Source organism: Bradyrhizobium sp. CCBAU 11386, assembly GCF_028128955.1.
Classification (GTDB): domain Bacteria; phylum Pseudomonadota; class Alphaproteobacteria; order Rhizobiales; family Xanthobacteraceae; genus Bradyrhizobium.
The window spans coordinates 118,087-130,423 of record NZ_LBKA01000251.1 but is presented as its reverse complement, the minus strand read 5'-3'; the positions used below and the strand labels follow the sequence as shown (position 1 = coordinate 130,423).

Sequence of the window (12,337 nt, the reverse complement as noted above, 5' to 3'; positions counted from 1 at the left end):
CGCCCTCAGGCGAGCTTGACCGTCTCGGTCTTCACGTCCTTGCCGAGCGCTTCGAACACCTTGGCGACGATGCCCTTGGCGTCGAGACCGGCGCGGGCGTACATCGCGGCCGGCGTGTCGTGGTCCTGGAACACGTCGGGCAGAACCATCGTGCGGAACTTGACCATGCCGCTGTCGAGCGCGCCCTGATCGGTCAGGAACTGCGCGACATGCGAGCCGAAGCCGCCGACCGAACCCTCCTCGATCGTGATCAGGATCTCGTGGTCGCGGGCGAGCTTGAGCACCAGCTCGGTGTCCAGCGGCTTCATGAAGCGCGCATCCGCAATCGTGGTCGAAAGGCCGTGCGCGGCGAGCTCGTCGGCCGCCTTCTCGCATTCGGCGAGCCGGGTGCCGAACGAGAGCAGGGCGATCTTGCTGCCCTGGCGGATCATGCGGCCCTTGCCGATCTCGAGCGGAATGCCGATCTCGGGCATCTCGATGCCGCGGCCTTCGCCGCGCGGATAGCGCAGCGAGCTCGGACGGTCGTCGATTGCGACCTGGGTTGCCACCATGTGCACGAGCTCGGCTTCGTCGGCCGCCGCCATGATCACCATGTTCGGCAGACAGCCGAGATAGGCGTTGTCAAACGAGCCGGCATGCGTCGCGCCGTCGGCGCCGACGAGGCCGGCGCGGTCGATCGCGAAGCGGACGGGCAGGTTCTGGATCGCGACGTCATGCACGATCTGGTCGTAGCCGCGCTGGAGGAAGGTCGAGTAGATCGCGCAGAACGGCTTGTAGCCTTCGCTCGCAAGACCCGCGGCAAAGGTCACCGCGTGCTGCTCGGCGATGCCGACGTCGAAGGTGCGATCCGGGAACGCCTTGTTGAAGATGTCGACGCCGGTGCCGGACGGCATCGCCGCGGTGATGGCGACGATCTTCTCGTCCTTCTGCGCTTCCTTGACGAGGCTCTGGCCGAACACGTTCTGGTAGGCGGGCGCGTTCGGCTTGGCCTTGGCTTGCGTGCCGGTCGCGACGTCGAACTTGACGACGGCATGGTACTTGTCGGCGGAGGCTTCCGCCGGGCCGTAACCCTTGCCCTTCTGCGTCACGACGTGGACCAGGATCGGGCCTTCCTCCATGTCGCGGACGTTCTTCAGCACGGGCAGGAGGTGGTCGAGGTTATGGCCGTCGATCGGGCCGACGTAATAGAAGCCGAGCTCTTCGAACAGCGTGCCGCCGTCCATCATGAAGCCGCGCGAATATTCCTCGACGCGGTTGGCGCGGTTGGCGATGATCTTGGGCAGGCGCTTGTTGATCTGCTTGGCCGCCTCGCGCAGCGTGCGATAGGTCTTGCCGGAATACAGGCGCGACAGATAGGCGCTCATGGCGCCGACCGGCGGCGCGATCGACATGTCGTTGTCGTTGAGGATGACGATCAGGCGCGAGTTCATCGCACCGGCATTGTTCATGGCTTCATAGGCCATGCCCGCCGACATCGCGCCGTCACCGATGACGGCGATAACGTTGTTCTTGCCGCCGGAGAGGTCGCGCGCCACGGCCATGCCGAGGCCGGCGGAGATCGAGGTGGAGGAATGCGCCGCGCCGAACGGATCGTAATCGCTCTCGCTGCGCTTGGTGAAGCCGGACAGGCCGCCGCCGGTGCGCAGGGTGCGGATGCGGTCGCGCCGCCCGGTGAGGATCTTGTGCGGATAGGCCTGGTGGCCGACGTCCCAGATCAGCCGGTCGCGCGGCGTGTCGAAGACGTAATGGATCGCGGTGGTGAGCTCGACCACGCCGAGACCAGCGCCGAAGTGACCGCCGGTCACCGAGACGGCATCGATGGTCTCCTGCCGCAACTCGTCGGCGACCTGGCGAACCTGCTCGATCTTGAGCTTGCGCAGGTCTTCCGGTGTCTGGATGGTGTCGAGAAGCGGCGTTTTACTGTATGCGTTCACGGCGATTTCCAATTTGTCAGCGCCGGAAGGTCGTTCCGGTGCGCGATGGGTTTGCACAATATCGGCGCAGCGCGAGTCCTTAAACCGTCGGAGCCACCTGCATGGGGCAAGGCCCCGTCTTCAAGCTTAGGTGAGCTTAAGTGCGCTCCGGTTCAGTCTCTGTGATCCCTGTCACTTAGATCGGCTTCGTCCGTCCCAGCCAATTTCATTAGCAATTTGAAGCACTTGTCGTCGGTAATCGGTGCCCACGCAAGGCTAACAAAAAGCCACACTCCGCGCAGCTTTACACCAAAGCTTGGGCCAAAGCCAACCCGCTGGGCCGATTGCGGGCATGCAGGTGCAACCGGCGGGCCAGGTTGGTTAACCGCGGCGTCAACGGGGAGGTTCCTGCCTTGCCCGGTTCTCCGGCAGGATTTTGGGCGAGAGGAAGGCTATTTCCGCTCGATTCGCGGGGCCGAACGACTCCAGCGCGGGAACTCTTCGATCTCAGGCCTGGCCGTCCGCCCCATGAGCACACCCGGCAGCGTGCGATCATGAAAAAATGCCGGCGTCCGATGCCCGGAAGAGGCTTTGGTCGCCGTCCCTTACTGGACGTCGAGCGGCGCGGTGCCGGTGGCCTGGCCGCTCGCATCGGTGGTGATCTTGTCGACGCGCGCTTCGGCCTGGCGCAGCAGTTCCTCGCAACGGCGCTTCAGCGCTTCGCCGCGCTCGTAGATCGTCACGGATTCCTCGAGCGGCACCTTGCCGTCCTCGAGCCGCTTCACGATCGTCTCGAGTTCCTCGATCGCGCGCTCGAAGGTGAGCCTGGAGACGTCGACTTGGGTATTTTCGGCCATATCCGTTTCCGATTGCCCGATTCGCTTCACATGCAGAAGAAGCAGGGTTTTGCGGGCTTAATGTGGCGGGCGTCGTCAGGCGCCCATCAGGGCGCCGACATGCGCCGTAACAGATTCTTTCAGTCCTTGCAGGTCGTAACCGCCCTCGAGCACCGAAACAACGCGGCCCCCGGCGGTCTTGTCGGCAAGGTCCATCAGCTTGCGCGTCACCCAGGCATAATCCTCCGCGCGCAAATTCAGCGAGGCCAGTGGGTCGCGATAATGTGCATCGAAGCCCGCAGAGATGATGAGGAGCTCGGGGCTGAATTTTTCGAGCTGCGGCAGAATCAGGTTCCCGAAAGCGCTGCGGAATTCCGGGCCACCGTCTTCGGACGCCAGCGGCGCGTTGACGATGGTGTCGTGGTCGCCGCGTTCGCCCTTCGCGCCGGTGCCCGGAAACAGCGGCATCTGGTGCGTCGAGCAGTACATCACCGTGGGGTCCGACCAGAAGATGTCCTGCGTGCCGTTGCCGTGATGCACGTCGAAATCGACGATGGCGGCGCGCTTGATGCCGTATTTGCGCTGCGCGTGACGTGCGGCGATCGCAACATTGTCGAAGAAGCAGAAGCCCATCGGCTTGCCGATCTCGGCGTGATGGCCGGGCGGGCGCACCGCGACGAAGGCGTTGCGGTGCTCGCCCGCCATCACCGCTTCGGTCGCCGCGACCGCGCCGCCGACGCCGCGCATCACCGCTTCCCAGGTGCCCGGCGACATCGAGGTGTCGCCGTCGATATAGACGAGGCCGCTGGTCGGCGCGATGTGGCGCAGCTCGGTGACGTAGTGCTCGTTGTGGCACAGCGCCACGAGATCGAGATCGCCCTCCGGCGCCTGGTCGCGGACCAGGAACTGGAAGCGCTCATGCGACAGCGCCTCCTCCACTGCGCGCAGGCGGTCGGGCCTTTCAGGATGTCCCGGCGGCGTGACGTGGTCGAGACAGGCCTTGTGGGAGAGGAGAAGCGTGCTCATCAGGTCGGGCTCACTGGGGAACGGGCTCTTGACGTCGCTTGGCGCATCCGGCGCCAAAACGCAATGCAAAACCCAATCTATGCGCTCCACCGGGAATGGCAAAGGGTTGTCCCGTTCCGGCCCGTTTGATCCGGATCAATTCACCCGCAGGATGCGGCTCAGTGGTAGCGGGCCGATCGGCCCGTGCGCCCGGAAAAACGCGAACAACGCGTCCGCGTCGTAGCCGCCATATTGCGGGGCCGTGCCCTGCCTGGCGACCGTGAAGCCGTCGCCGCCGACGGCGAGGTAATCGTTGAGGGTGACGCGGTAGCCGCTTCCAGGCTCGATCGGCCTGCCGTTGAGCGTCATCCTCTCGGCCATCACGCGTTCGCCGAACGGCTTCGACGCATCCCAGGCGTAGCTGAACCCGTTCGACACCTGAAGGATTCGCGGCCGCTTCGGATCGAGCCATTGCTGCTCCAGCATCTCCTTGAGCTGGCTGCCTGTCAGCGTCATGGTGACGAGGCGGTTGCGGAACGGCTGGCTCGCGAACAGCTCGCCGAAGGACACCGCGCCGTTCTCCTTCGGAACGATATCGGTGCGGATGCCGCCGGGATTGGTGAGCGCGATGACAGCGCTGCCATTCCTGGCCTCCTTCGTCGCGGCGAGCTGCGCGTCCGCGATAATGTCGCCGAGCGGGCTTTCACCGGCTTCGTTCGGAATGCGCGACAGCGTCTGCGTCACCGATCCGGCCGGCCGGTTGGCGATCGGCGCGGCGAGCTTGTCATAGGCCTCGATCAGCACGGTCTGCTCTGTGTCCTTCGCCAGCGAGGCATTGGCGACGATGACGTTCTCGGCCTTGGCGCCGACGATGTCGCGCGTTGCCGGATCGAGCTTGAGATCGATCGCCGTGACCAGCGTGCCGTACTTGTCGCCGCTCGTCACCAGCCGTCCGTCGATATCGCAGACATAGGCGCGATGGGTGTGGCCGCTGACGACGACGTCGACGGCGCGATCGAATTTCTTCACGATCTCGACGATCGGCCCCGAAATGCCCGGGCATTCATTGTAGTCGCCGGCGGGCTCGCCGCCTTCGTGGATCAGCACGACGATCGCTTCCACTCCGCGCGCCTTCAGTTGCGGCACGAGCGCGTTCACCGTTTCGGCCTCGTCGCGGAATTCGAGGCCGGCGATGCCCGAGGGCGACACGATGCCGGCGGTGCCCTTCAAGGTCAGCCCGATGAAGGCGACGGGAATGCCGTCGAACTCACGGATCTCAAATGGCGGCAGCACGCTTTGACCGGTCGCTGTCTCCACAGTGGAGGCGGCGAGGTAGTGGAATTTGGCGCCCGTGAAGGGATGCGGTCCCTGGCAGCCGTCGACCGGATGGCAACCGCCGTTCTGCATCCTGAGCAGTTCGGCCTTGCCCTCGTCGAACTCGTGATTGCCGACCGAAGTGATCGCGAGCCCCATCATCGAGAGCGCTTCGACCGAAGGCTCGTCGTGGAACATCGCCGACAGGAACGGGCTCGCGCCGATCAGGTCGCCGGCGGCCACGAAGATCGTGTTCTTGTGCCCTTCGCGCAATTGCTTCACCAGCGTCGCCATGTACTCGGCGCCGCCGGCCGCCACCATGACCTTCTTGGTTCTATCCTCGGGATCGTTGATGCGGATGCCGCCGGGCGGCGGCCGCAGATTGCCGTGGAAATCGTTGATCGCAAGGACGCGCAGCTCGACCGGTGCGGCGGTCTGGGCAGAGGCGGGCAGGGCGGCGAGTGCGAGGGCGAAAGTGATCAGGCGGAGAAGATGTCGCATGGAACCAGATTAGTCGTTCAGCGCGAAGATTTCACGAAGGTTCTCGTCGTCATTCCGGGGCGCGACGAAGTCGCGAACCCGGAATCCATTCATCCACGGGCTCTGTGGCCCGATGGATTCCGGGTTCGCGCTTCGCGCGCCCCGGAATGACGACCGGGGGTAATCGACCAGCGCTCGCCGTCACCGCTTCTTCCTGTTCGCGAATGCGTTGAACGCAGCCACGGCGTCGTCCGACTTCAAACGTTCGCCGAACAGATGGGCCTCCTGGTCGATGCGGCGGGTCAGCTCCTCCGGCGGGGCGCGCAGCAGTCTGCGCGAGGTCGCGACCGCCTCGGCAGGCAGCCGGCAGATTTCGCGCGCCACCTTGCGCGCCTCGACCTCGGTGTGCCCCGGCGAGACCACGGTGTTGACGAAGCCGGCGGCGTGCGCCTCCGCGGCGGTGAAGGTCCGTCCCATCACCAGCATCGCGAAGGCACGCTGGTAACCCATCGTGTTCGGCATCAGGAGGCTGGCGGCGCCGACCGGCACCAGCCCGAGATGGATATAGGGCGCGGAGAAGGTCGCCGCGTTCGAAGCGAGCACGTAGTCGCAATGGAACAGCATCACGGTGCCCATGCCGATCGACGCGCCGTCGACGGCCGCGATGATCGGCTTGACGTTGAGGGCGAGCGAATAGAGAAACCTGGCACCGTTCGACAGCGTCTCCGGGCGTGCCGTGTCGGCCTTCAGAAAATCGTCGATGTCGTCGCCGGCGGTGAACACGCCGGAGCCGCCGGTGATGATCATGCAGCGGATGTCAGGGTTGTTCTGCGCGGTGTCGATCGCGTGGCTCATCTCCCGATACATGTCCTGCGTGATCGCGTTCTTCTTGCCCGGGCGGCGCAGGGTGATCACGCGCGTTCCACGCTCTTCGGCGACGACGATATTGCCATTCGGCATGATGACCCCCCGCGGTCGCCGCGACGCTTGCCGCCGGCGAGTCTCGCAAGCATCAGCCTACATCATCTTTCAGATGTGCCAATCCGCCCGCTCGGCCTTTTCGACGACGATTCCCTTGATCCCGGCGCATGCGCCGCCCGTCGCGGCGGTATTCCGTCCGAGGAACCGTGATCGGTTGGATCGCACCGCCGCATCTCGCGTCATGGGCTGTTGCGCATTGCAACAAATGGCTACAATGTTTCATTTGAAAAACCGGTGGTTGTGGTGCACGATCGCGCCGTTCCATTTGGCCGATTGCTCGATTGATGATTGCCGCAACTCGTGTCGACGAATCCTCGCTGCATTATCGCGGCTGGCGGGTCGTGCTGGCCTGTTTCCTGATGGCCTTCTTCATGTTCGGCTTCGGCCTGTATGGTCAGGGCGTCTATCTCGCCGAGCTTCAGCGCGCCCATGGCTGGCCGGGCACGCTGGTCTCCGCGGCCAGCACCTTCTCGTTTCTCCTGACCTCCGTGCTCGTCATCTTCACCGACGATCTGCTCGCCCGTATCGGGCTGCGTTCACTGATCCTGTGCGGCCTGTCGGCGCTCGGCGCATCGACCGTGCTGCTGGCGCTGATGCAGACGCCCTGGCAGCTCTATCTCGCCTATGCGCTGATGTCGGTCGGCTGGACCGGCATGGGCACCGTGGTGATCGCGACGGTGCTGAACTCCTGGTTCGATCGGCGCCGCGGCCTTGCGCTCAGCCTTGCCTTCAACGGCGCGACCTGCGGCGGCATCGTCCTCGTTCCGCTATTGCTGTCGCTGACCGGCAGCATCGGCTTCCGTTCGGCGATGCTCGCGGCCACGATGGTGATGGTGCTGCTGGTGCTGCCGGTGGTCGTCGGCTTCATCCGCTGGCCGGCCGGGCTGCCGCTGGCATCGGGTGAACGCCCCGCCGATGGTGACACGCCCGAGCCGGCTCACTCCCGCAAGGCGCTGCTCGCCAACGCGGCGTTCTGGACCATGGTGCTGCCGATCGCGATCGCGCTGCTGGCGCAGATGGGATTCATCATCCACCAGGTGACGTTCCTCGAACCGCTGATCGGGCGCGCCAGTGCCGGCCTTGCCGTCACCATCATGGCCGCGATGGCGGTGGTCGGGCGCTTGTCGCTCGGCCTATTCGTCGACCGGCTCGATCCGCGACTCGCCTGCGCGGCGTCGATGACGAGCCAGGCGGCGGCGCTGTTCGTGCTCGTGCAGAGCACGAGCCCGACGGCGCTGCTGGTGTGCTGTGCCATCTACGGCTTCTCGATCGGCAACATGATCACGTTCCCGCCCCTGATCATCCAGCGCGAGATCGGCGCCAGCTCCTTTGCCGCCGCGATGGGCTTGGGCACGTCGATCAGCGGCGTCGTCAGCGCCTTCGGCCCGGGCATCGTCGGCCTCGTGCGCAGCCTGACCGGCGACTACACGACGGCGTTTGCGATGTGCGTGGTGCTCGATCTCGTGGCCGCGGGAATCGTGCTGTGGCGGCCGGGGCGACGGGCGAAGCTCGCAGCCTCGTAGCCACGATGGAGCGAAGCGCAATCCGGGATGACCGACTGTGGGCTAACTGCGTCCCCAACATTCGGTGTCATCGCCCGACTTGGTCGGGCGATCCAGTACTCCGAGACGTCCGTAATCTACCGAGAGGCTGCGGCGTACTGGATTCCCCGCCTTCGCGGGGAATGACAGCCGGGAGGAGGGTAGACTCCCTTACCCCAGCAACACTGCATCCGCGGCCGCGACCGACTCCGCGCTTTCCGTCACGGTGCGCTCCAGCGCGCCCGCCTGCACCGTGATGTTCTCGGCGAAGAAGCGCGCGAGCGAGACATAGCGCGGCGCATCGGCAAGGCCGTCGCCCTTCGCGGCGAGCGCCTCGGACGCCAGCATGCAGCCGCCGAGCGTGGCGCCGAACTGCTGCAAATACGGCGTTGCGCCGGCAAGCGCCTCGTTCGGCGCGGACGTAACGCGCTCCAGCAGCCATTTGCTGGTGCGCGTCAGCGCTTCCAGCGCTTCGCGCAACTTTGCGCCCGTGGTGCCGAAAGCGGGGTCGTTGGAGGCTTCGACCTGCTTGACGATGGCCGAGAGCTCGTCGAGCAGCGCCCACACCGCGGCGCCGCCATTGGCCGCGAGCTTTCGCGTGACCAGGTCGATCGCCTGGATGCCGTTGGTGCCCTCGTAGATCGCGGTGATGCGGGCGTCGCGATAGTGCTGCGCGGCGCCGGTCTCCTCGATGAAGCCCATGCCGCCATGCACCTGCACGCCGAGATAGGCGACCTCGTTGCCGATATCGGTGGAATAGCCCTTGGCCATCGGCGTCAGCAGCGCCGCGCGCGCGGCTGCGTCAGCGCGGACCTTTGGGTCCTTGGCGCGGGTCGAAACGTCGATTGCGACGGCGGTCGCGTAGCAGATGGTGCGCGCCGCCGCGGTCTGCGCCCGCATCCGCATCAGCATGCGCTTGACGTCGGGGTGGACGAAGATCGCGTCCGAACCGTCGCCCTTCTTGCCGACGGCGCGGCCCTGCTTGCGCTCCTGCGCGTAGGACAACGCCTGCTGATAGGCGCGATCGGCAACGCCGACGCCTTCGAGGCCGACGCCGAGCCGGGCCTGGTTCATCATCGTGAACATGCAGCGCATGCCCTGGTTCTCTTCGCCGATCAGGAAACCGATCGCGCCGCCATGATCGCCCATGGTCATGGTGCAGGTCGGCGAAGCATGCATGCCGAGCTTGTGCTCGACGCCACTTGCAAAAATATCGTTGCGTGCACCGAGCGAGCCGTCGGCGTTGACCATGAACTTGGGTACAAGAAAGAGAGAAATCCCCTTGGTGCCGGCAGGAGCGTCCGGAAGACGCGCGAGCACGAAATGCACGATGTTGTCGGTCATGTCGTGCTCGCCATAGGTGATGAAGATCTTCGTCCCCTTGATGCGATAGGTGCCGTCGGCTTGCTTCTCGGCGCGGGTGCGCAGCGCGCCGACGTCGGAGCCGGCCTGCGGCTCGGTCAGCTGCATGGTGCCGGTCCATTCGCCGGAGACGAGCTTTTCGAGATAGATCGTCTTCAATTCGTCGCTGCCGTGTGCATCCAGCGCCTCGATCGCCGAGGCCGTCAGCAGCGGGCACAGGCCGAAGGCGACGTTGGCGGCGCTCCAGATCTCGGTGCAGGCCGCGTTGATCGCAACGGGCAGGCCCTGGCCGCCGAACGCTTCAGGCCCGGACACGGCGTTCCAGCCGCCCTCGGTCCAGCGCTTGTAGGCATCGGGCCAGCCCGGCGCAGTCGTGACTTTCCCCGCGTCGAGCTTGATGCCGTGCTCGTCGCCGACACGGTTGAGCGGCGCCAGCACGTCGGTTGCGAACTTGCCCGCTTCCTCCAGCACGGCGGCCACGATGTCGGTGTCGAAATCGCCGTAATGGCCGGCTTCCACGGCGGCCTTCAGGCCGGCGCCATGATTGAGCGACAGCAGCATGTCAGAGATTGGCGCGCGGTAGGTCATGGCTCACTCCCGTGGACAGATATTGGCGCCGTCTTCCCATGAAACGCCGGAGGTCTCAACTGCCCGGACGCCGGGACAGCTCCAGCCCGGAACGGGGCCTCCGCCCGCGCTTATATTAGAGTGTGGCGCGCAATAGGTGTGGCGCGACCGATCCCGGGAGCTGTGGTATTTTGCGCCTCCAGGCGGTTGAAATGCCGCGCCGCACCCTATAGACCGGCTGCGACCGAAGGGAATCTGCGGTAGCCAGTTCTTCCGCCGACCCGGGTCGCCTGTTGGGGCGTAGCCAAGCGGTAAGGCAGCGGATTTTGATTCCGCCATTCGGAGGTTCGATCCCTCCCGCCCCAGCCACAGCCAACGCGCTGATTCGACTAAGTAAATTTCGTTACTCGAATTGGAAGCTGCAACGCGTTTGGAAATTCATGTTGCCCCGCATTTGGCAATTCTGTGCCGGGTTCGTTTTCGTCGAGCCCCATGGAAGCGTTCGCGGAATTACAACGCGGCTCGATTTCTCAAAAAGCGAACTAAGCGCCTGAACGCCATCTGCGAGTGGCGTTCCCGCCTCTGATGTTCGCGGACAAAGAGCCGTCGATCCTTTGCATCGGTTAAGCGAAGCGCGAAGGTCTATTTTGTGATCCGACGCCAGTCTTCATCCTCGGAAAGGTCTGCTGCATTTCGTCTGGAGGTGATGCTGCTCCACCAGCATTCTGCTGATCGAGATCATGGTCGAGCGTGCCGAGCTCGGCCTCCTGTGAACTCGATGATTATTCTCGGCCGCGATAGGAGGACTGCGTACTGCGCGAATGATGAACGATCCGCCATGATAGCATACGCTAGGCCCGCGTCACCGCATCACTATCAACAGCAACGTTATAATCAACGCAGCGAGACATAGCGATAGCTTCATGTAGAGCGGTAAGCGGGCGGGGTTCGATTCTCTTACCGTTTCGTACTTCCTGGCTTCTCGAATGACGGTTTCAATGGCATTTCGAGTTTCGACGGAAGCTCCCTCGGCCAAAGCACGCGCCGTCTTTTCAAGTTCTTTGATGTTGCTCTTTTGCATGCAACGACGGGACCTCGAGAGTGGTACATCCACAAATATCAAGCCGCGGCCGGAAACCAGCGACTTGGCTGTCATGTTAGTATGGATACCTGCGTGCTGTGGAGCGAGAATTTCAGGAACGCGCGACGGATGCCCATTTTCGGCCGGATAAGTCCTGGGGGGCGACCGCGGCAAGCCATTGATGGTCCTTAACCCGTAGCTTACTCTTAATCAGCGGGCCCCAGGTGCGAGCGCTGGTGCGCCCACCATTCCAGGGCTCTGCTGATGCAGGGCTTTGTCGTTTCTGGCGGACGAACAAGCCGCATCTCGTGCCACGGTTTTCGTGGTCACACGCCGCACGGCCAGGTTGCTGCTACGAACGCAGTCGTCTCATGCGGGCTCTAGAGCATCGGCTCGAACTGGCAGTGCACGAGCATCTCGGAGACCGAGGCATTGTTCGGCAGCATGAGCGCGGTCTCGACCAGGCGGGCGATGTCGCCCGGCTGGCTCATCTCGTGGCGAGGGATTTCGTCGTCCTTCAGCGTCATGTCGGTGGCAACATAGCCCGGGCAGATCACCGTCGCCCGAATTCCCGCCGCGCGCCCCTCGCGGCGAATGCCGTGGGTGAGGGCGACCACGGCGAACTTGGTCATGGCGTAGCCGACATTGCTTCCCACGCGCTTTCCGGAAAGCGACCCCAGATTGATGACCCGCCCATGACCGCAGACGGCCAGATGAGGCAGGCTGGCCCTGACGAGGCGCAGAGGGCCCTTGACGTTCACGCGCCACATCTCATCCAGCTCGTTCTCGCCCTCGTCGGAGACGCGAACCTTCGGATTGATTCCGGCGGCGTTGACGATGGCATCGACACCACCCCACCGTGCGACCGTCGCGTTGACCCACGCGGTCGGGCTCTTGGCGTCTTCGGCGTCATAACGATGCGTCATGAGTCTCTCGCTCTCCGCGAGGCGGCTCGGGTCGCGAAGCCCCGCCGATACGCGGAAGCCCGACGCCAGGAGCCGGTCGACGACGGCGCGTCCGATGCCGCGCGAAGCCCCGGAGACCATGACGATCCGATTGCCGACTTCCAACATCCGAGTCCGTCTCCTACGGGTGAGCCAAGAGCATCGCGAAATGTACGAGGATACGCGTGACGGCGAGTAAGAGAAATTCACTCTGCCGGCATTGGGCGTGCTTATGGCTCGCGAGCCGACGACTTCGGCCAGGATATTGGATGTCCTTATGAGGGCAGAACAAATCCGCTCTATGCGCGCCTCG

General features: G+C 64.5%; 9 protein-coding genes and 1 tRNA gene. 2 read left to right on the top strand and 8 right to left on the bottom strand.

The annotated features are described in order from the left end of the window. Positions 1–5: 5 nt before the first annotated feature. From dxs to XI09_RS33535, 5 genes are all read right to left on the bottom strand, one after another. Complete coding sequence (dxs, locus tag XI09_RS33555) at positions 6–1,934, bottom strand: 1-deoxy-D-xylulose-5-phosphate synthase (protein WP_271570680.1); 1,929 nt, start codon at positions 1,932–1,934, stop codon at positions 6–8. Between the two features lie 584 nt (positions 1,935–2,518). Continuing rightward, a complete protein-coding gene (locus XI09_RS33550; protein ID WP_008132970.1) occupies positions 2,519–2,770 on the bottom strand; it encodes an exodeoxyribonuclease VII small subunit in 252 nt (83 codons plus the stop codon). A gap of 75 nt (positions 2,771–2,845) precedes the next feature. Then, positions 2,846–3,775 carry a histone deacetylase family protein gene (locus tag XI09_RS33545; protein WP_271570679.1) on the bottom strand — a complete coding sequence of 310 codons (930 nt, stop codon included), beginning with the start codon at positions 3,773–3,775 and terminating at the stop codon, positions 2,846–2,848. A 135-nt stretch (positions 3,776–3,910) separates the two neighbouring features. Next, entirely contained in the window at positions 3,911–5,569 is a 1,659-nt protein-coding gene (locus XI09_RS33540; RefSeq protein WP_271570678.1) for a bifunctional metallophosphatase/5'-nucleotidase, read from the bottom strand. Between the two features lie 180 nt (positions 5,570–5,749). Continuing rightward, positions 5,750–6,508: an enoyl-CoA hydratase-related protein gene (locus XI09_RS33535; RefSeq protein ID WP_271570677.1), complete on the bottom strand. Its 759-nt coding sequence runs from the start codon at positions 6,506–6,508 to the stop codon at positions 5,750–5,752. A 305-nt stretch (positions 6,509–6,813) separates the two neighbouring features. On the opposite strand from XI09_RS33535, the gene XI09_RS33530 reads away from it, so the two are divergent. After that, positions 6,814–8,052 (top strand): MFS transporter, encoded by a 1,239-nt coding sequence (locus XI09_RS33530; RefSeq protein WP_271570676.1) that lies wholly within the window; start codon positions 6,814–6,816, stop codon positions 8,050–8,052. A gap of 189 nt (positions 8,053–8,241) precedes the next feature. Here the strand turns inward: XI09_RS33530 and XI09_RS33525 are convergent, their stop codons facing one another. Next, positions 8,242–10,020: an acyl-CoA dehydrogenase gene (locus XI09_RS33525; RefSeq protein ID WP_271570675.1), complete on the bottom strand. Its 1,779-nt coding sequence runs from the start codon at positions 10,018–10,020 to the stop codon at positions 8,242–8,244. A 273-nt stretch (positions 10,021–10,293) separates the two neighbouring features. On the opposite strand from XI09_RS33525, the gene XI09_RS33520 reads away from it, so the two are divergent. Then, positions 10,294–10,368: transfer RNA gene (locus tag XI09_RS33520), tRNA-Gln, on the top strand. Positions 10,369–10,861: 493 nt separating this feature from the next. Here XI09_RS33520 and XI09_RS33515 read toward each other — a convergent pair. Both XI09_RS33515 and XI09_RS33510 read right to left on the bottom strand, forming a co-directional pair. Then, entirely contained in the window at positions 10,862–11,155 is a 294-nt protein-coding gene (locus XI09_RS33515) for a hypothetical protein (protein WP_271570674.1), read from the bottom strand. A gap of 305 nt (positions 11,156–11,460) precedes the next feature. Further along, the gene (locus tag XI09_RS33510; RefSeq protein ID WP_271570673.1) at positions 11,461–12,153 is read right to left on the bottom strand and encodes an SDR family NAD(P)-dependent oxidoreductase; all 693 of its coding nucleotides are present in this window, start codon (positions 12,151–12,153) and stop codon (positions 11,461–11,463) included. Positions 12,154–12,337 lie beyond the last annotated feature (184 nt).